Source organism: Thalassotalea algicola, from assembly GCF_012932965.1.
Taxonomy (GTDB): Bacteria; Pseudomonadota; Gammaproteobacteria; order Enterobacterales; family Alteromonadaceae; genus Thalassotalea_F; species Thalassotalea_F algicola.
Genome location: NZ_JABBXH010000002.1, coordinates 663,266 through 685,726, shown reverse-complemented (window position 1 = coordinate 685,726; position 22,461 = coordinate 663,266). Strand labels below are relative to the sequence as shown.

At 39.3% G+C, this 22,461-nt stretch carries 13 protein-coding genes; 6 read left to right on the top strand and 7 right to left on the bottom strand.

Annotated features, from left to right (window positions below; genetic code table 11):
• The first annotated feature begins 80 nt into the window (after positions 1-80).
• The 6 genes from ctlX (at position 81) to HII17_RS07725 (ending at position 8,691) form a co-directional block, all read left to right on the top strand.
• A complete protein-coding gene (ctlX, locus tag HII17_RS07750) occupies positions 81-1,013 on the top strand; it encodes a citrulline utilization hydrolase CtlX (RefSeq protein ID WP_211185282.1) in 933 nt (310 codons plus the stop codon).
• Positions 1,014-1,060: 47 nt separating this feature from the next.
• Entirely contained in the window at positions 1,061-2,485 is a 1,425-nt protein-coding gene (locus HII17_RS07745; protein WP_408033879.1) for an alanine/glycine:cation symporter family protein, read from the top strand.
• Between the two features lie 217 nt (positions 2,486-2,702).
• Positions 2,703-4,367 (top strand): asparagine synthase B, encoded by a 1,665-nt coding sequence (gene asnB / locus HII17_RS07740; RefSeq protein ID WP_169074764.1) that lies wholly within the window; start codon positions 2,703-2,705, stop codon positions 4,365-4,367.
• 160 nt (positions 4,368-4,527) lie between these two features.
• Entirely contained in the window at positions 4,528-5,298 is a 771-nt protein-coding gene (locus tag HII17_RS07735) for a hypothetical protein (RefSeq protein ID WP_169074763.1), read from the top strand.
• A gap of 454 nt (positions 5,299-5,752) precedes the next feature.
• Positions 5,753-8,182: a M1 family metallopeptidase gene (locus HII17_RS07730; protein WP_408033883.1), complete on the top strand. Its 2,430-nt coding sequence runs from the start codon at positions 5,753-5,755 to the stop codon at positions 8,180-8,182.
• Positions 8,182-8,691 (top strand): DUF6702 family protein, encoded by a 510-nt coding sequence (locus HII17_RS07725; RefSeq protein WP_169074761.1) that lies wholly within the window; start codon positions 8,182-8,184, stop codon positions 8,689-8,691. Before HII17_RS07730 ends, HII17_RS07725 begins: the two co-directional genes overlap by 1 nt.
• Positions 8,692-8,772: 81 nt before the next feature.
• Here the strand turns inward: HII17_RS07725 and pyrD are convergent, their stop codons facing one another.
• The 7 genes from pyrD to HII17_RS07690 form a co-directional block, all read right to left on the bottom strand.
• The gene (gene pyrD, locus HII17_RS07720) at positions 8,773-9,783 is read right to left on the bottom strand and encodes a quinone-dependent dihydroorotate dehydrogenase (RefSeq protein ID WP_169074760.1); all 1,011 of its coding nucleotides are present in this window, start codon (positions 9,781-9,783) and stop codon (positions 8,773-8,775) included.
• Between the two features lie 72 nt (positions 9,784-9,855).
• Positions 9,856-14,700: an NAD-glutamate dehydrogenase gene (locus HII17_RS07715; protein WP_169074759.1), complete on the bottom strand. Its 4,845-nt coding sequence runs from the start codon at positions 14,698-14,700 to the stop codon at positions 9,856-9,858.
• Between the two features lie 360 nt (positions 14,701-15,060).
• Positions 15,061-17,397 carry an efflux RND transporter permease subunit gene (locus tag HII17_RS07710; protein ID WP_169074758.1) on the bottom strand — a complete coding sequence of 779 codons (2,337 nt, stop codon included), beginning with the start codon at positions 17,395-17,397 and terminating at the stop codon, positions 15,061-15,063.
• A 4-nt stretch (positions 17,398-17,401) separates the two neighbouring features.
• The gene (locus HII17_RS07705; protein WP_169074757.1) at positions 17,402-18,412 is read right to left on the bottom strand and encodes a WD40/YVTN/BNR-like repeat-containing protein; all 1,011 of its coding nucleotides are present in this window, start codon (positions 18,410-18,412) and stop codon (positions 17,402-17,404) included.
• 83 nt (positions 18,413-18,495) lie between these two features.
• On the bottom strand, positions 18,496-19,863 hold the full coding sequence (locus HII17_RS07700; protein WP_169074957.1) for a DUF1329 domain-containing protein: 1,368 nt from the start codon (positions 19,861-19,863) through the stop codon (positions 18,496-18,498).
• A gap of 10 nt (positions 19,864-19,873) precedes the next feature.
• Entirely contained in the window at positions 19,874-21,925 is a 2,052-nt protein-coding gene (locus tag HII17_RS07695; protein ID WP_169074756.1) for a DUF1302 domain-containing protein, read from the bottom strand.
• Between the two features lie 319 nt (positions 21,926-22,244).
• On the bottom strand, positions 22,245-22,457 hold the full coding sequence (locus HII17_RS07690) for a DUF2835 domain-containing protein (protein ID WP_169074755.1): 213 nt from the start codon (positions 22,455-22,457) through the stop codon (positions 22,245-22,247).
• Between the last annotated feature and the right edge of the window lie 4 nt (positions 22,458-22,461).

Genomic DNA, 22,461 nt, shown 5'->3' with positions numbered 1-22,461 from the left:
CACATTTCTAACTTTTTGTTAGGCAGTAACTTTAGGTAATCTATAAAAATACTGCTGATGACCATGAAGTGATTAATTATATGCAAGCTCCTTCAATCGTAGTGATGGTTAGGCCTCACCACTTTTCACCTAATGTTGAAACCGCCTCAGATAATGCTTTTCAAGTTAGCAACATTGCCGATTTAGATAAAAACCTGGTCTCAAGTAATGCTTATAAGGAAGTAACACAAGTAGCGAATAAATTAGCAAGCCTTGGCGTTACAGTTCATTTATTTGAAGATAAAACTGGCGATACACCAGATTCAGTATTTCCTAACAACTGGTTTACCGCACATCCTAATGGTAACTTATGCCTTTACCCTATGTACGCTAAAAATCGCAGGCTAGAGCGTAGAAATGACATCATAGAAATGCTACAAGAAAGATATAAGGTAAACAGCATTGTTGACTTAACTGGCTGGGAATCACGCGAAGAATATTTGGAAGGCACTGGTGTGATGGTATTCGATTACGAACAACGAGCCGCCTATGTATCTCGCTCTAATCGCGCAACAGAGCGCGCATTGCAAGATTTTTGTCAAAAGCTCAATGTAAGACCGGTACTATTCTCTGCCTATGATAAATCAGGGGTCGAGGTTTATCACACTAATGTTTTGATGTGCGTTACTTCAGACTTTGTCATTATTGCTGATGAAATGATTAAAAATGATGATGAAAGGCAAATGATACTTGATACCATCAAGAAAAGTGGCAAAAAACATGTCTCATTAACTGAATTACAAATTAGTCAGTTTGCCGGTAATATGCTAGAACTATCTGGAAATAGCGGACGCTTTATCGCTGTTTCAGAAACCGCCTATAACGCTTTAAACCACACACAAATGAAGATAATTACAGAAAAGGTACCGCTGATACCGTTCGCAATCCCTACTATAGAGTTAGCTGGGGGCTCTATTCGTTGTATGCTTGCCGGGATACATTTACCGGTAAAAAATGCAAGTAAAGCGGGCTAAAAACACCTAGTTATCGATAAGCTAATAAAACTTCAAAAGGAATATATATGATTGACCAATTGTTTAACCTTATCGTCGGCAATATAAACAATTTGCTTTGGGGAAACGGTCAACTACTTATTTATATTCTTGTTTTTGCCGGTTTTTGGTTTAGCTATCAATTACGATTTGTTCAGTTTTTTCATTTTCGCCATATGTTTTCGGTAATGAAAAACTCCAGTAAAGGTGATAAAGCAGGTATTAGCTCCTTTCAGGCACTGTGTACTGGTTTATCTGCTCGTGTCGGAACTGGCAACTTAGCTGGTGTTTCCGTTGCTATTTCGCTAGGCGGTGCTGGCGCTATTTTTTGGATGTGGGTGATCGCGTTTTTAGGAATGGCGACCGGATTTGCCGAAAGTGTTCTAGGTCAACTGTATAAGGTAAAAGACGAACATGGCGAATATCGTGGCGGCCCTGCTTACTATATACAAATGGGATTAAATAAACGTTGGTTAGCTATTGCTTTCGCGCTGTGTTTATTCCTTGGTTATGGCTTTAGCTTTAGTGCAATGCAAGCTAACACCATTACGGATGCCCTAAACCACGCCCTCAATATTCCAACATTATATTCAGGCCTTGTCATTACCGTACTCGCTGGTGTTATTGTTGCGGGTGGCTTTAGAGGTATTGCACGCTTTGCCGAACTTGTCGTGCCTTTTATGGGGATTGCATACATATTAGCTGCATTACTCATTACCGCAATGAACATAGAACTTGTACCGTCATTGCTTTTAGATATTTTTTCTTCTGCATTTGGTCTTCAAGAGGCAGGTGCAGGTGCACTAGGTGCGGCAATAAAAAATGGTATTCAAAGAGGGTTATATTCAAATGAAGCAGGTGCCGGTTCCGTACCGCACGCTTCCGCCAGTGCTAGCCCGACGCCTAACCACCCAGTTGCTCAAGGTTATGTTCAAATGCTCGGGGTATTTTTAGATACTATGGTGCTTTGTACTTGTACTGCATTTATTATTTTATTAGCAGGAATTCCTATGAGTGGAGAAATGGAAGGAATACGATTAACTCAAGATGCTATGACCGCCCATATCGGCGATGGCGGTGTCTATTTCGTTGCCGCTGCTATTTCATTATTTGCCTTTACTTCTGTAGTAGCGAACTACGCATATGCTGAAAGTAACCTGCATTTATTTAAACTAGACAACAAGGTTGGTCGCTCCGTCTACACCTTTTGTTATCTCGCAATGGTGCTTTGGGGAGCGAACGCTTCTCTCAACCAAGTATGGGCCATGGCGGATATGGCATTAGGATTAATGACCTTAGTTAATATCTTTGCCATTATGCAATTAACGCCAACTATTAAAGCCCTATTTAAGAACTACAACGATAAAAGAGCTCGACAACAAAATATGGAATTTACTGAACAAGACATCAATTTTCAGGGAAAACTTGAAGACAAGGTATGGTCTAAAGAATAAAATTAGAGCTTTTATACAAGAAATTTTAATTTTGCTATTGCAATTAACAGCAAAACCTTGCATTTTAAATAGTAACTGCAGACGGCCCACCGTTTGTAAAGCCCGATAATCAAGCCCTTACTAGCGTTGTCTGCCAGCTAATAAGGAGTTTAGGCAGACACTTTTAAGCTTGCTAAAAGCTATATTCTTACAATTTGGAAAAAGGAGTAGCGCTTCAATGTGTTCAATCTTTGGTATTCTTGATATTAAAACTAGTGCGTCTGCATTACGCCCAACAGCACTAGAATGTTCTCGTCTTTTACGTCACCGCGGACCTGATTGGTCTGGCATTTATTTAAGTGATAACGCAATTTTAGTTCACGAGCGTTTAGCGATTGTTGATACTGAACACGGCGCACAACCGCTATACAATGAAGATAAATCTCATGTTTTAGCCGTTAATGGTGAAATTTATAACCACAAAGCACTAGCGACTAACTTAGGCGTAGACTACCAATTTCAAACAGCATCAGACTGTGAGGTTATTTTACCTTTGTACCAAGAGTTTGGTGCTGAATTTATCGACAAACTGCAAGGCATGTTCGCCTTTTGTTTGTACGATGAAAAACAAGACAGATATATTATTGCCCGCGATCACATCGGCATTATTCCACTATATACAGGCTACGATGCAGACGGAAACTTTTATGTAGCTTCCGAAATGAAAGCATTAATGCCTATTTGTAAAACCGTTGAAGAATTTCCTCCAGGCCATGTGCTAGATAGCAAAACTGGTGAATTGCGTAAGTATTATCAACGTAACTGGATGCAATACGACGCGATAAAAGACAACCACACCAGTAAAGATAAACTTCGTAACGCTCTAGAAGATGCAGTTAAAAGTCACTTAATGACTGATGTACCTTATGGCGTATTATTGTCTGGAGGTCTAGATTCATCATTAGTGTCGGCTATAACTCAAAAATATGCGTCTCGTCGAATTGAAGAAAACGACTTATCAGAAGCATGGTGGCCAAAAGTACACTCCTTTGCATGTGGCTTAGAGGGATCACCAGATCTTGTCGCTGCGCAAAAAGTAGCTGATGCTATAGGTACAGTCCATCACAGCGTTATCTTTACTGAACAAGAAGGTATTGATGCATTAAAAGAAGTTATCTATCACTTGGAAACTTATGATGTAACTACTGTACGCGCGTCAACACCAATGTATTTAATGGCTCGTAAAATAAAAGCTATGGGTATTAAGATGGTCTTATCTGGTGAAGGTGCTGATGAGATTTTTGGTGGTTATTTATATTTCCATAAAGCGCCAAATGCACAAGAGTTTCATGAAGAGTTAAACCGTAAACTAGATAAACTACATATGTTTGATTGTCTACGAGCCAATAAATCGATGTCTGCGTGGGGTATTGAGGCACGCGTGCCATTCTTAGATAAGAACTTTTTAGATGTCGCGATGCGAATCAACCCTGAAGATAAAATGTGTGGCGGTGGTAAAGTAGAGAAAGGCATTTTACGTGCTTCTTTTGAAGGTTACTTGCCAGAAGAAATTTTATGGCGTCAAAAAGAGCAGTTTTCAGATGGCGTTGGTTATTCATGGATTGATGGATTGAAAACTTACGTTGAGTCGCAAGTAAGCGATCAACAACTAGCAAATGCTAAATTCAAGTTTCCAATCAATACACCAGATACAAAAGAAGCTTATTTCTACCGCAGCGTATTTGAAGAAAAATTCCCACTAGAAAGTGCAGCTAAGTGCGTTCCAGGCGGAAAATCTGTTGCTTGTAGCACACCACAAGCACTAGCATGGGATGAAGCATTCAGTAAAATGGCAGATCCATCTGGCCGAGCAGTGCAAGCGGTTCATAACGACAGTTATTAATGGATTAACTCCTTCTATTTATATAAAAGGCGCTAAATGCGCCTTTTTCATTGATTAAATGCAGTTAAATGTCAATTGACAGTTAATTTTTAAAGCAATTTATTTTAAAGTAAGCGTTAATTTTTGTAACTTTATCTAAGTAAGTATTAGGACTTCACCATTGAAAGACCAAATTGAAGACAATATCCCCAGCATAAAGCCTGATCGCGACCAAGTAGAAGCTTACCGTAGCACTAAGAAAACAAGTAAACAAAGCACTTCTACACCGCCTGACAATGAAAATCAGGCCGTAGCATCTAAGTCTTCAGGTTTAGGTATCATTAATAGCTTAATCATTTATGGTGCTATTTTAGCTGGTGGCTACTGGTTCTATCAGCAAGACGTAAAAAGTACACAAGCACTAATGTCTGCAGAAGAGCGTATTGTTGATCTTGAGCGACAACTTTCAGCAACAGATGAAGAAATGGGTGAATCTGCCGTTGCGATGCGTGCAAAGCTTGAAGGGTTAATTGATAAAACTGATAAGCTTTGGAGTGAAATGGATAAGCTTTGGGCTTCCGCATGGCGCAAAAACCAAACACAAATAAAAGAGCTTCGATCGAAGTCAATTAAGTCTGAAAATAAACTTAAAAACTCTACTACCAACATATCTGCAAATAAAAGCGCAATTGCCGACTTAAATGAAAAGCAAACAGCAGCGACTTTCAGTATCGATGCATTAGGTGAACAACTTGGCCAAGCACAAAACATAAAGTCTGAATTAGAAATCTTAAATGGCAAAATGTTAACATTAGAGAACAAGTCTTCAGGCCGAGACAAACAACAAATAGAATTAGCAACTATGGTTCAAGAACTCGATACCTCAGTGAAAATGTTAATAGAGCGAGTTGAGAGCTTAAAAGCTAAATCTACACCGCCACCAGCTCAATAAGACTTATAATCTAAAATAAAAAACGCCAGCTTTTAGCTGGCTTTTTTGAATCAAGAAGCTTGGTACTAATTTGAAACATTAAACACCTCTAATAAAACCTACTGATTTATCAATTACTCCAAACGATAAAGTTTGAGTCTCAATAAATGTTATATTATAACATAGCATTCTTTATTTCCTGACAATCTAAAACCAATGAGACGAAGATGCTCGGGAACCAATTGATAACTAAAAATTCGTAAAAGTATGTTAGATAAAATTTAAAAAGTAATGCTAATACCGATTGGCAATATAGAAATAATTATACCGTTTATCGCAAATAAATGGGTCTTTAACGTAGTAGGTATGGTAGTAACTCTATAACAGAGTTACCTTACCTAATTTTTTAAACCAACCTAACAAGAGAATAATTGTCAGCTCTATGAATATAACAAAATCGTTAGCGCTAGCATTGATGTTACCAATTACAATAGTGACACTTGCAAATGCCTCCGCTATTAAACAAACAAAAGGCGACTTTGAAGATAAGTTTCGCCAGTTAGATGAAGTACTCCCTACCCCAAACGTTTACCGTAACGCAGCGGGTGAACCTGGTGAGAACTACTGGCAGCAAAAAGTCGACTACAAAATCAAAGTTTCACTTGATGAAGAAAAACGTCGAATTACAGCAACGGAAGATATTACATACCAAAATAACTCACCATACCGGTTAAAGTATCTTTGGGTACAGCTAGATCAAAATCGCTTTAAAGACGACTCTATCGCTAATATGACTGATAACTTTGGTGGTCTCGGTCGTCGTGGCCCTGTTAATACTATTGGTGACGCAAACAAGGCAACTAAATTAAACCTTAACGAATTGCGAGCAATGCACTTCAAAGCGGATAACGAGTTAGGTTATGAAATTAACGCAGTGAAAGATAGCAGTGGTAAGAAGCTATCTTTTACCGTTGTTGGTACGCAAATGCGCATCGACTTACCTAAGCCTTTAAAATCTGGCGATGACGTAAAATTTACCATTGATTTCGCGTTCAACATTGTTGAAGAAAATGCGGTATCTGCACGCTCTGGTTACGAGAAGTTTGAAGACGGCAACGACATCTTCCTATTAGCACAGTGGTTCCCACGTTTACACGCTTACACTGACTACGAAGGTTGGAACAACAAAGAATTTTTAGGCCGTGGTGAGTTCACGCTTGAATTCGGTGACTATGAAGTTGAAATTGATGTTCCAGCTGATCACATTGTCAGTTCAACAGGTGAATTAGCAAACCCGAAAGCGGTACTAACGAAAACACAACGTAAGCGTTTAGAAGAAGCGAAAACAGCTAAACGCCCTGTGTTTATCGTAACTGAAGAAGAAGCATTAGAAAACGAAAAGGAAGGTACCGATAAGCGTAAAACGTGGAAATTTAAAGCTAAGAACGTGCGAGATTTCGCTTGGGCTTCATCAAGAACATTTATGTGGGATGCTAAAGGTTACCAACAAGGTGGTGATGTACAAGACCACGTTATGGCAATGTCTTTCTTCCCTGTAGAAGGTGGTGACCTTTGGAAGAAATACTCTACCGAGTCTGTTATTCACACTATGGAAGTATATTCGCGTTACTCTTTCGATTACCCATACCCTACCGCTCAATCAGTTAATGGCCCGGTTGGCGGTATGGAGTATCCAATGATTACATTCAACGGCCCTCGTACTGAGTTACGTGACGACGGTGATCGCACATACTCACAAGCCGAAAAACGCTTCTTAATTGGTGTTGTAATTCATGAAATTGGTCACATCTACTTCCCTATGATCGTGAACTCTGACGAACGTCAGTGGACTTGGATGGATGAAGGATTGAACAGTTTCCTTGACGGTGTTGCAGGTCGCGAATGGGATCCTACAATTCCATGGGGGGTTGAACCGCGTGACATTACTGGTTACATGAAGTCTCAAAACCAAGTGCCAATTATGACGCAATCAGACAGTGTTTTACGTTTAGGTCCAAACGCTTATACAAAGCCTGCTGCAGCACTAAACATTCTACGTGAAGTGATTTTAGGACGTGAATTATTCGACTTCGCCTTTAAAGAATACTCAGAGCGTTGGATGTTTAAACGCCCTACACCAAGTGATTTCTTCCGTACTATGGAAGAAGCATCAGGTGTTGATCTTGATTGGTTCTGGCGTGGTTGGTTCTACTCAACAGATCACGTTGATATCTCTATCGACAAGGTTTACAAAATGCGTTTAGACACGCACAACCCTGATATCGACTTTGCACGTTTACGTGACATTGAAAACGATAAGCCGTCGTCATTATTTGTTGAGCGTAACAAAGCTGAAGGCAAAACATTGTGGATTGATCGCAACAAAGATGTGACTGACTTCTACGACGAAAATGATCGCTTCACCGTAACGAATAAAGAGCGTAACAAGTACAATAAATTCCTTAAAGACTTAAAGCCTTGGGAAAGAGAAACACTTGAGCGTGCGATTAGGGAAGACAAAAACTACTACGTGTTAGAGTTCTCTAACAAAGGTGGTTTGGTAATGCCTATACTTCTTCAGCTAACATACAAAGACGGTACGGTTGAAGATATGTACATTCCAGCAGAAATCTGGCGCCGCAGTCCTAAACAAGTTCGTAAACTCATTGTTACTGACAAAGAGAAAGAGTTAGCAAATGTTGTAGTTGATCCAGGTTGGGAAACGGCTGACGTAAATATAGAGAATAATCACTACCCTCGTGAGATTATTCCTTCTCGTGTTGAAGCTTATAAATCGAAGAAACGTACAGGTAAGGTGTATCGCGATATCATGCAAGATATCAAAACTGAACTGAAAACTGACGACGAAGCCAAAGACGCTAAAAAAGAGAACAAGGATAACTAATGACCAAAGGGTTATTATCTTTACTCACAGCTATTGTGTTAGTGATGTGTGCAATGCCTGCTGACATTGCACATGCTCACCAACAAAAAGCCGCAGAAACAACTGTGCTATTCAATAAAAACTCTGGTCTGCTTGAAGTTATGCACCGTTTTTACTTGCATGATACCGAGCACGCAGTACAAGCATTGTTTGATAAGCATGCTGACATTCTTGATTCACAAGAAACACAGCAGCAATTTGCTGACTATGTAGCTACGCAGTTTTTGGCTAGTACGCTAAATGATCAAGCATTACCGCTCAATAATGTTGGCTTTGAAGTAGAAGGCAAGTTTTTTTGGGTTTACCAAGAAGCTAAACAGCCAAAAGACTTAAAGGGTATTAAGCTATTTAACGGTGCGTTAAGAGACTTGTGGCCAATGCAAATCAATATGGTCAACATTGAAGGGAAAGGCGACGTACGTACGCTTTATTTCAGTGACAATAAAGACTGGCTGATTGCGAATTTTTAAAGGCTAATTTAATTAACTAAATAACATAAAAACGCCAGCATTTTGCTGGCGTTTTTTATTTCGAAATAACCTAAAGATAACTTAAAGTGATTGTACAATATCTTTAATTAAATCTGGGCCTTCATAAATAAAGCCTGTGTATAGTTGAACTAACGAAGCACCTGCTGCAAGCTTTTCTTTGGCAGCTTCAGCACTATGAATGCCACCAACACCGATAATCGGTAATTTTCCATCAAGAGCGACAGATAATTGTTTAATCACTAAAGTACTTTGGTCCTTAACTGGCATACCACTTAAACCACCCTGCTCTTCACCATGCGGTAAATGCGCTACCTTATCTCGAGCAAGTGTTGTATTAGTTGCAATTACGCCGTCTATTTCATTAGCGACTAAACACTGGGCGATACCATTCACTTCTTCTTCTGTTAAATCTGGGGCTATTTTCACCGTTAATGGTACGTATTTACCATATTGCTCAGCTAATGCCTTTTGTTCAGACTTTAATGCTGAAAGTAACTCATTCAACGCTTCACCATATTGCAGCGACCTTAAACCTGGCGTATTAGGCGATGAAATGTTAACTGTGATATACGTCGCATAATTGTACACCTTACGCATACATTGAATGTAATCATCCTTGGCATTCTCTTCTGGTGTATCTTTATTTTTACCAATATTAATACCTAGAACGCCATCAAAATTGGCTTGTCTAACCTGATCAACTAAATAATCTACACCTTTGTTGTTAAAGCCCATGCGATTAATAATTGCGTTTGCTTCTTCAAGCCTAAATATACGAGGTTTAGGATTACCAGGCTGTGGCCTAGGCGTGATAGTACCTATTTCCACAAAGCCAAAACCTAAAGCTGAGAATGCTTGGATACATTCTCCATTTTTGTCTAAACCGGCAGACAAACCTACAGGGTTTGGAAATTTTATACCCATGACTTCTACAGGCTTTTCAGGGAGGCTTTGCTTATATACGGCTTTAAGTGGCGAGTTGCCGGTAAAATGTAACCCTTTAATGGTTAAGTTATGAATAGTTTCTGGGTCAAACTGAAACATCAATTTGCGAATGGCCGAATACAACATGGTTTTCCTCTTTATTTAACAGCGCTAGATAAACAAAGTCCCCGCTAAGCGAGGACTTTTATTGGCTGTATTTTAATGACTTGTAGCGCTATGTAAACTCAATAACATTAATTCTCTTAATGCCACCGAGAACTTAGCAAACTCATGGTTTTGTGACGTTTTAAAGTCAGCAATAATATGTTGCCAGCGCTCTAGTGGTTGAGCACTCTGTTCAAACCACTTGTCTAATAGCTCATCAGTATCTTTACTCTTCCCATCAGCTTTTAATGCAACAATGGTTATTGCACGTTGTTGCCAGTCTAGCTCTTCTCTAAATGATGCTCGAGCAAGGGCTTGCCAATGATTAGCAACTGGCTGTTTAGTGATCTGGTCTAAGAACCAGTGTAGCTCTAGGCGATCACCAAGTTTAAAGTAAAGTTCAGAGACTAAATCAATTGAGCGGCCATCATTATCGGCAACTTCAGCGATATCCATTACTGAGAACAATGTGCTTAACTGGGAAATACGTTTTGCTGTATTCTTAGGCACTCCAGCTTTAACTAGACCATTTTCAACATGCATAAGTTGCTCAACTTCATCAGCCGCCATGTACTTGTCTAGGTTACTAGCCATACTGACAAAAGTAGGGCTATAGAAGTCAATGGTTTGTTGAATATCCATCCCTTTATCGCGATGACGCAAGAACCAACGAGTTGCGCGTCTTACATTGCGACGCAGTTGGAATAACATTTCAGTTTGAACCGATGTTGGAATTTTATTATCAAGTGACGCAATTTCTTGCCAAATTGATTCCATTTCAAACACTTCGCTTGCCATCGTATAACAGTTAGCAACTTCGGCAACATTAGCACCCGTCTCTTCTTGCATACGGTTAACAAAATTAAAGCCCATATCGTTACCTAGCTTATTAGCCAGTCGTGTAGCGATAATTTCCGCTCTTAGCGGATGCTCTTGCATTTGTTCAATATACTTTTCCTGCAATTGCTTCGGGAAAGCATTAATTAATAAGCGATCGTGGTAAGGGTTTTTAGTAATTTCCGCACAGACTAAATCTTCTTTTAACACCATTTTACTATAAGCTAATAACACTGATAGCTCAGGTCGAGTAAAGCCTTTGTCTTGTGCTAATCGTTCTGCAATTTCATCATCATTTGGAATGAATTCTAACGCTCTATCTAATTTATCTGAACGTTCAAGTTCATGAATAAAACGCGTTTGCTCTTTCAGTTGAGACGCACCACGTGTTGCAGTTATTGAGATAGAATGAGTTTGGTCGTAACAATCTTTTAGTACAATTTCAGATACTTCATCTGTCATATCATAAAGTAATTGATTACGTTGCTTAACTGTTAAGTCGCCACTTTGAACTAAGCCATTAAGCAAAATTTTAATATTTACTTCATTATCTGAGCAATCTACACCACCAACGTTATCAACAGAGTCCGCGTTTATACGTCCACCTGTTGCAGCGTATTCAATGCGGCCTAATTGAGTTAAACCTAAGTTACCACCTTCACCAACAACTTTAGCTTGTAATTCACCACCGTTGATACGTAGCGAATCATTGGCTCTATCACCTACTTCAAGGTGTGATTCATCAGCACCTTTAACATAAGTACCAATACCACCATTCCAAAGCAAATCAACTTTCATTTTTAAAATGGCTTTTATCAAGTCGTTAGGCGCCATACTTTGTTTCTGCGTACCTAACATTTTCTTAATTTGTGGCGTAAGTTTAATAGACTTAGCTGCTCGGCTGAAAATACCACCACCTTCAGAAATCAGGTCAGTGTTATAGTCTTCCCAGGTACATCCTGGTAGATTAAATAACCTATCTCGCTCTTTATATGTCTTTGCTGCATCCGGCTCTGGGTCAATAAATATATGCATGTGGTTAAATGCTGCTTGTAAGCGAATATGCTTAGATAGCAACATACCGTTACCGAATACATCCCCTGCCATATCACCAACACCGGCCACTGTAAATTCAGTCGTTTGACAATCAATATCCATTTCTCGGAAATGACGCTTAACTGACTCCCATGCACCTTTTGCAGTAATTCCCATACCTTTATGATCGTAGCCAACACTACCACCAGATGCGAACGCATCACCAAGCCAATGGTTATATTCGTCAGAAATCGCGTTAGCAATATCAGAAAAAGTTGCTGTACCTTTATCAGCTGCCACAACTAAATAAGGGTCATCTTCATCATGTCTAACAACATCAATCGGTGGTACGACATCGCCCTTTATAATGTTATCAGTAATATCTAATAGTCCACGAATAAAGGTACGGTAACATTCTTTACCCGCTTCAAAAATCTCTTGACGACTTCCACCTGCAGGAAGCTGTTTACAAACAAAACCACCTTTTGCACCGACAGGAACAATGACCGTATTTTTAACTTGCTGCGCTTTTACTAAGCCAAGTACTTCTGTACGGAAATCCTCTCGACGGTCTGACCAACGTAAACCACCACGAGCAACTTTACCGCCACGTAGGTGAACACCCTCAACTTGCGGTGAATAGACAAATATTTCAAATTTCGGAATAGGTAATGGAATTTCAGAAATTTGCTCTGGTAAAATTTTAAATGAGATATACGATTTCTCATTATTACTCGCATCTTTTTGGAAATAGTTAGTACGAATAGTCGCATTAATCATTTCAACAAAACGACGAATAATACGGTCATCATCTAAGTTAGCAACATTATCTAATGATGTTTCGATATCATCTAATACCTTATTAACCATTTTTTCTGTACGTTTTGTACTTGGACAAAAACGTAAGTTAAACAGTTTGATAATCAGCTCTGCTAAATTCGGGTATCGTGCAAACGTATCTTCAATGTAGTTTTGACTGAACGTACCACCAATTTGACGCTCATATTTAGCAAATGCTCGTAAAATAGAAACTTCTCTACCACCTAAACCTGCACCTAAAATCAAACGGTTGAAGCCATCATCTTCAAGGTGACCGGCCCAAACTTTAGCGAATGCATCTTGGAACAGCGATTGTACTTGCTCTAGATTAAATGCACGATCACCGGTAAGTAACATTGAGAAGTCTAAAATCCAACAAGTTTCGCCGTCTGCTGTTCGAATTGCATAAGGACTCTCACCAATGACTCTTAATCCAAAATTTTCAAGCATTGGTAACACATCAGACAAATGTAACGGTTCGCCTTTATGGAAAAGTTTAAGTTTTACAAAGCGACTGCCTTCTTTCTCTTCCTGCGGTTGGTAAAACAACATTTCTAATGGGCATAAGTCGCATACCGCTTCAAGTTTCTCGATATCGACAATAGCCGTGCCAGGTAAAACTTCATCTTTATATGACTGTGGGAAAGTCGAATATTTACGACTCAACGCTTTACCTAAAGCTTCACCTTTATGGGAGTTCAAAGCATCTGACAATTTATCATCCCAGCTACGCGCCGCTTCGTTTAAATTCTTTTCTATTTCTTTCACGTTGATATCTGCTTTTGTATGGTCGACACGTACAATGTAATGAGTTCTCGCCTGCACTGACTCGGAGAAATAAGTATTGAACTCTACTTCTTGATCACTACCGAAGGCTTCTTGTAATAACGCTTGTGTTTGTATCCTCAATTTTGTGTTGTAGCGTTCACGTGGCACATAAACCATACATGAATAAAAACGACTAAATGCATCTCGACGCACAAATAAACCAGTGTAGTCACGTTCTTGCATCTGCAATATGCCTTTAACATTTTGACGAAGCTCGTCAATGCTACACTGCAAAATCTCGTCTCGAGGATAAGTTTCTAAAATATTAATTAGCGCTTTATAAGCATGAGAACCCGCAGCAAAACCCGATGATTCACAAACGCGCGTTACTTTTGATTTGATTAAAGGTAAGTCTAATGCACTGTTGGTATAATACGCTGAGCCAAACAAACCGATAAATCGCTCTTCACCTACAACATTGCCTTTAGCATCAAAACGTTTAATTCCAATATAGTCCAGATGAGCGGGGCGATGAACTCGTGAACGGGAATTGGTTTTCGTTAAGATTAATAAATTATCACCTAGAGCAATTTCTCTAGCTGTCTCACTTAACGAAGAAATAAGGCGTTGCTCAGTGCCTTTTGAATTTTTCATTAATCCAAGGCTAGAGTCGACATTTGCAGCAAGCGCTACGTCACCTTTTAAGGTTTTTACATCGTACGAACGATAGCCCATTAACGTAAAGTTATTATTTGACACCCACTCAAGAAACTCTAGGGCATCAACCTTCTCTTGCTTAGAACATGGTACTTTCGCTTTCTTAACATCAGCAATTACCGAGTCGAGCTTTTTCAACATAGGTTGCCAATCACACACGGTCAGAGAAATATCACTAACAACAGAGTGCAACTCTTCTGTCACAGCACTCAACACGTCAGGATTGTCTTGACGATCGACCTCAATAAAGAAAACTGTTTCAGTCTTCGCTCCTTTAAGAGCACTATCCGCAGATGCGGCGATTTGAGTAATTTGTTGTTGCTTGTCTCGTACCACTTGAATTGGGCTATTCAGCATTAAGTGTGGGGATAAGCCTTGACGATTTAATGCAATTCGAACTGAATCCACTAAAAATGGCATGTCTTGTACTATCACTTCAATAATAGTGTGACTAGATTTCCATCCGTGTTTTGACACTTCTGGATTAAACACTTTAATCACTGGAGTATCATCAATATGGCCGTTTAATGAGCTCCATAAGCTCATTGTTGCACCATACATATCACTATCATTACGGTGTGCTAAATCTAGAGTCGAAATATTGCCATAAAGTAAACTAGCAAATTGCTCAACTAACGGGGCCGTTTCTTCAGGCACTTTTTGTTGAATAGATTGAGCAACGTTTTTTAATAAAACTGAGGGTAAACCGTCTACGAACGCCATGTTGCTTTCCTTTTGGATAACACGCTATGAATAATTATTGTATTTTTGTTATGCAATCTATGAAAAATACGACTTATCAAATTTGAGTTTTGCTTGTTATTTTTATTATCAATTATTGCACTAACAAACTTGGTTATTTTTCGCATAAATTGTACATAAATCAACCTGTTCTATTGAGAATAGACCATTAGTACAATTTTATTAAGAAATTTAAGGTATTGCGAGCAATTTTTTAGTGCTAAAGCTCACTGGTAGACCAATTAAAAGGCTATTTAAGGGCTGGAGTAATTGTTTATTCAGGCTGTTTAAATAGAAAATGGCCTTTCGGCCATTTTCGTGGTTATTTATGCAATAAAAAATTTATTGCTTTTTTTCATCTTTTTTGGGTTTTGGCCATAAAAATGCGGCAATTGCTGGCAATACAATGATAGCTGCCAACATATTAACCAAAAACATAAAGGTTAATAGTATTCCCATATCAACTTGGAACTTAAGTGCTGAGAAGAACCAAGTCGAAACACCTATAGCTAATGTTACACCCGTTAATAACACAGCACTACCACGTTCTTGTAATGCGGCAAAATAGGCTTGTTCTACTGAATCGCCTTCTTTGAGGCGAGCATTCATCGTGGATAAGATATAAATACCATAATCGACACCGATACCAACACCTAAGGCAATTACAGGTAATGTAGATACCGTTAATCCTATATCTAACCCTGTCATTACACCTTGAGCCAATGTAGAAACTATGTATAACGGTAATACTACTGAAATCGTAGCTCTTACGCTCTTAAAGCTTACTAAACAAAGTATTATTACTGCGCCATAAACGTAAAGCATCATAGGGAGCTGTGCAGCTTCAACGGCTTCATTAGTTGCAGCCATCACACCTACAGGACCAGAAGCTAACTTGAATGTTAAGTTATCATTATTTAGCTCACTAGCCACCGCTTTTACTTTGTCAACGACACGAGTGATTGTTGCAGCTTTATGATCTTCAAGGAAAAGAATCACAGGCATTACACTACAATCTCGGTTTAATAGGCCGCTAGAAGTCGGCACACGAGCAATCGACTGCACTAAAGTTTGTTGATTTCTTGATAACACACGCCACTTAGGGTTGCCTTCGTTATAGCCTGAATTAACAATCTTCGCTATCGAAGCCAAGCTCACTGCAGATTGAACACCTTGAACATTTTCAAGTTGCCATTGGAAGCGATCGATCACATCTAAATTGTCATATGACGTACAAGCATCAGGAGTTGTTTCGACAATAACTGAGATGTAGTCAACACTAATCGCGTAACGATCGGTAATTAAGAATGTATCTTGATTGTATCGAGAGTTTTCATGTAGTGATGGAGCACCTGCGTGTAATTCACCTATCTTCATGTTTTGTGCATGATATAAGCCGAAAACATAAAGGCCAGCAGTAAGCACTAATATAACGGTAGCAGGCCCTCTTGTTGCCAGAGCAGCCATTGCGTGCCAAACATCTGACTTGTGCATACCACCACGCTTCGATGCTTTTAAAGGCTTGTTTTCTAATTTCATGTAAGAAATTAAAACTGGTAATAATACTAAGTTCGTTAAAATGATCATCGCTACACCTAATGAAGCGGTGATAGCTAATTCACGAATAATACCAATATCAATAGACAATAAAGTGATAAAACCAATGGTGTCAGATAACAAAGCTACACCACCAGGTATTAACAATGCTCTAAAGCTGTTTTGAGCACCCTCTTTACAATTAATGCCGGTTCTAACTTGCTTAACTACTGAATTAATCATTTGAACACCATGACTAACACCTATAGCAAATACCAAAAATGGCACCAAGATAGACATAGGATCAATACCAAACCCTAAGCTAGATAACATTCCCATTTGCCAAATAACAGCTATTAGCGAACAACTAATTGGCAATAACGTTAAGGTAATAGAGCGACAGAAGAAAAATACCATTATGGCCGTTATTGCTATAGCGATAGCGAAAAAGACAACAACGCCTTTGGCGCCATTAGCAACGTCGCCTACCATTTTGGCAAAACCTATAACATGAACAGTTATTCGATCATTCTCATATTGAGCACGAATATCATTTTCAAGTTGCTCAGCAATAGATAGCGTATCAAGCTTTTCACCCGTACTAGGGTCTATTTCCATTAACGACGCCGTAACCATAGAACAGCTGTAATCGTCAGCGACCATTCGGCCAACAATACCTGCTTTTTCAATATTGCCTTTTACAACGGATAAACCTTGCTCATCAGGGCGGAAATTGGCAGGAATAACTGGGCCTCCGGCAAAGCCATCTTCAACAACCTCTACAAACCGAGTACTAGGTGAAAATAGAGATTTTACAAGTATTCTATCGACACCTGGTATGAAAAATAGCTGGTCATGAACACCTTTAAGGGCGTCAAAAAACGGCTCGTTAAAAATATCACCTTCTGCATCACACACTGAAATAAGAATATTGTTAGCCCCACCAAAGTCTTTTTGATGCTTAAGGTAGGTCTGCATATATTCATGATTCAGCGGAATATTCTTGGTAAATGCGGCATCAAGCTTCAGTTGAGTCGCTTGAAATAACAATACGACAGTAGTTAACGCAAAGAAAGCTAATACAAACGCACGGTGCTTAAAAATGCCATTTTCTAATTTATTGATAACTGGATTAATACTCATAAAACTACTTTGCGATTGTTATTGTTTTAATACCATCTTCAGAGACAGCGACTAACTTGTTTCTATACCATGTACCGGAAATAAGCGCTTTACCATCGGGTTGAGGGCGTGCACTAAATCGTTGACCGTCGTCTTCACTGATTAGTAAAGTACCGTTGTTACCAAGTAATAATAACCTATCATCTGACGTTAGCACGATATCATTTACCAAAGATGTTGAACCGGTATCTATATGCTGCCATGGTGTTCCATTTCTTAAACTTCTAAAGACATTACCACGTAACCCTGCCGTGAGCAGATTTCCTTGTTGGGTGCGTTCAATATCAAAAAATGAACCTTCGTAAATGCTGTCGAATTGTTGCCAAGTTTTACCAAAGTCATTACTTTTAGCAATCAATCCAACTTCTCCTACAAGGTACGAAGTACGACCATCCATCACCATTTTATTAAAATGAGGCAAGATGCTAGCACGTTCATCAAGATACGCTTCTTCATCTTCAAGCTTAAGCTCATTTAAGTATTCAACGTCTTCTTCATGAAGAAATTCACTGTGAAACTCTTCAGACCAATTTTTGCCACCATCGACAGTTCTAAAAAATTGACCATAAGCGCCAATAGCTACGCCATTGTCACGGTCTTTAAAAACAACATCCAAAAGGGGCTTTTCTCGTTCAGGTAAAAACTGTTGAACTTCCCAGTTTTTTCCACCATCTGTAGTAGCGAGAATTGTATTGTCGTGCCCTACTGCCCAACCGTATTTCAAATCGACAAAGGTCACCGCTGTTAAAGTAGATTGGACAGGAACAGCAAGCTGCTCCCAATGTTCGCCGTCAAAAGACTTCAATATATGCCCACGTTCACCAACTACAACCATAAAGGCTTGTTCAACGTTTTCTATATCTAGTAACAAAGATTTACTAGCTAAGGGCGCTTGCATCGCAGTCATCGGCTGTGATGCTGCATATGCTTGCGAAGCTAAGGCACAACTAACAATTGCCGCAATTACAGACTTCATCAATAAAACCACACTTTATTTTAATATTGTTCAAATAAAAACGGCTGACATTAGAGCCAGCCGCTTGCCGTAAACTCTATAGTTTAACGACGACCTTCACGTCTAAGCGCTGCAGGTGTAAACGACTTATCTTTCAATTTAGCATCGAAGTCGTACATATTTGCTTCATTATCTAAACCGATAGCAATATAACGACGAGCTTGAATATCATGGAACACTTCTAGCGTAGACCATTGTGTCGGTACTTCATAGTAATTTATACCATGAGCTACACCTACACGGTATAATTCATCTCGGTTATCGTAAATATCAGTCACAGCTACTTGCCAACTGTCTTCGTCAATAAAGAACACTCGCTTCTTGTAGATATGGCGAGTATCAGACTTTAAGTTAGCTTCAACAACCCAAACTCTGTGCTTTTCATAACGCACTAAATCTTGATTGATGTGACCTGGCTGAATAATGTCGTCATATTTAACACTGTCACTATGTAACTTGTAGTCGTTATAAGGAATTAATAACTCTTGCTTACCTTTTAACGTCCACGTGTAACGATCTGGTGCACCATTATACATATCAAAATCATCAGTAGTACGTAAGCCATCTGATGCTGTACCTGGTGCATCATAAGCTACGTTTGGTGCGCGACGAACACGACGTTGACCAGTATTGTATGTCCATGCTTGACGAGGAGTTTTGATCTGATCCATTGTTTCATGTACTAACAATGCAGTACCTGCAATACGAGCTGGCTCTGAAACCTTCTGCTTAAATTTAAACAAAATATTTGTTTTTTGAAGCTCTTCAGGGTTAGCACCTTTCACATTGTAAGGCAGCATTAATTGCTCATCGAAGCCAATGTAAGTGAAATCACCACCTGCAGTAGGTGCAGCTTGACCACCTTGACGTGTTAAACCTTCACCACGATATCGTAAGATGTGATTCCAAATAGCTTCTAAACCAGTTTGAGGTACAGGGAATGGAATACCTACAGCTGCCTGAGTAATACCATTGCCTTGCTCAATTAGTTCTGTACGCGTCGCATTTTTAATAGTTTCATCATATACATGTTGAGGGTATGACGCACTACGACGAGTCTGATAGACATTCATCTTATAAGTGTCAGGATAAGTTTCAAATAACTTAATTTGACCTGGCGTTAGAAGGTCTGCGTATTCTGATACATTTTGTGCAGTGATAGTGTATAGCACTTTATCACCTGGATATGGATCAGGGTGATGATCACCTGGCGTATAACCTGCAGGAGCTTGTTGTATACCACCTGTCCACTCTGGAATAGAGCCATCAGCATTACCAGCGCGCACAGCGCCCATTGGTGTTAGTTCACTTTCTAATTTTGCAGCTTCGTCAGACGAAACTTTAGCAAAAACAGCGGTACTGCTTACTGCAAGTGAAACTGCCAACGATAATAAGGTTGATTTTTTCATTATAGTTGTTTCCTTAAATAGAGTACTTGATGCTGAATGAGATGAAGTCTCGATCTTCCATCTGATTCGTGGTGCCTACACCACCAAAGAATGCATTGTAGCCAAAGTTCGCAGACCAACGGCTCTGGTAATCAAAATCGACACCAAACGCTACTGACTTACGGTCTTCAACAAATAGGAATAATGGATCTGGTGTTATACCTTTTACATCATGCGAGAAAACAATACGTGGTGATACGTTAATTCCTGCAAACACGTTATTGTAGTCAAGTTTTACAACGGCACGATAGCCCCAAGCAAATTCATCTGGGAAAGGATTAGTTTCAACACCATCTTGAATAGCTAGTTCTAAGCCTTCTTTACCTGCAATACCACCATTTCTAGCAGTACCAGGACCATTTAAGCGTAACTCATCAGGATCAGGCATATCATTAATATTGATACCGCCGATTTCTAATAAGCCAGTAAATTGGCTTGCGCCAAATGATGGACCGAATAAATGCGTTAATGTCATTTGCGCTTGAACGGTGTCAGATAAGATAAAGCCCTGCGCTTGCTCACCTGGAGCATATACAGGCATTTGCGACACGCCATCTAAATCAGGGCGAATACCTGCATTTGCTAACTGTTGTGGCATCGCTGCAAATAGCAATTCAACGTCATCGATTTGAAGTGGCTCGTCTTGGCGGAATGTAACTTCACCCGCTAAAGCAGTTGTACCTACCGTAGTATTAAAGCTCATCGCGTAAAGCTTGATATCTTCAGGGTACTCAAGCATTACTTTAGAAAAAGCGCGCAATGATGCGTAATTTTCTTCTGTAATTGCATTGCCAGCCATATAAGCCAAATCTTGTGCAATGGCTTGCGACGTAAAGTCAGCCGTAATACCAGAGAAAACTGGACGACGACTATGATAATTCATATGGTAGAAGCTTAACTCTGTATCATTAAGTTCTGGTAAGTACCAAGATAAACGTAAGCCGTATTGACCACCGTCATCTGGCTCAATTACCGCATCACTTCCTGGCGCTTTAAGCGTTAGCTTAGTACCGTATGCTAAATAACCGGCGCTTGCTGCTGCAGCTAATGCTGGGTCACCTGAACGCAACATGTCACCTAAACCATTTAATCCTGCGATTAAAAAGTCTAAATCCATGTCTGGGTTACTAGAGAAGTTAAGTTGAACATTATTGTAGTGACCACCGTCACCAGCAAAGTCGTTTGTAGAGAAGTAACTACCAGGTGCAGCAAGAATGGTTTCTTCCCACTGATACTGATAGAAGGCTTCAATATTAAAGTTTTCTGTTACGCCCAATGACGCCCAAACGGCACCAAATGGTATAAATGCTTCTTTTAATTCAGAACCTGGCGTACGTAAACGTGCGATATCAATCGGGTTTAGCTCACTTACACCATGTGCAATAAGTGTACTTTCACCCCAGCTAATTACTTGCTGACCGACACGAACTGACAGTGGCATTTCACCAATATCAAAATCACCATATACAAAAGCATCTAATAAACGAACATCTTGACACACTTGCTCTTTTGCTTTGCTATCGCGACAAGGATCGTCAGTTTTGCCCGTTAACGGGTCATCCCATGCGCGATCGCCATCAGACATTTCGAAATCGTAGAAATACATTCCACGAACAAATAAGCCGATATTATCATTGCGAATATCTAATTCATGTGTACCTTTAAAAACAGTAGAAAAAGCATCACCTGAATCAAAGTTCAAATTTGCATTATCACCATTAGTAGAATAACCACCTTGGCCATCCCAAAGGTCAGCACCACTTGGTTGAACATTAAAGGCTGGGTGGTAGAACGAATAGTCGAAACCATTATTTGGGTTATTCGCTTTACCTACATTATCTTGCCAGTTTCTATCTTCTACACGGATACTAGTACCTAGTGAAAAAGTAGAATCAAAGCTTATATCGAAATCGCCTAGTTGAAAATTAGCAGCCGAAGCTGAAGGTGCAGTTACTGCCATTATTGCTGCAGCAACGCCTAATGCTAACGGTTTTTTACAAAACGCTACACGAGGGCTATGTTTCATTAATCTCTCCCCAGTCCTGAAACAAAGTATTTTTTACTTCTTATATTTTTATATCCCACTTTGTGGATTAAACAATAATTGCATCATTTAATAAAAGTGGCAAGCGCTAATACAGTCTCCAAAGTCACTTATTTTTAATGACTTGCACACAATAAAAGCATATTTTCCAAACAGCGTTTAAAACACCTGTTTTAAACGAAAAATTATTCAATTAAAATCATCTTATGACAGTTAACATAAGGGATTAGAGCACTTTATTTATATTGAACATAAATAAAGTGCATGGTCTGACCACTGTTTAAAGCATATACTCTAATTATTAAAGTTTAGTTAATGAAATAAACTTATTATTTTTAGTTTCCAGGCAGAACTGCCCTTTTATACCTTGGTTAGTAAGAAACTTTCGCATATGCATCGCAGGAAACTGCACTGTCTGACCGTTTATTGTTTGGGTTATTATCGTGGACAATTGACCACGATAATAAGGCATAAAATCATCTTTTGTCATCGTTATGGCAAAATAATACTTCATGGTT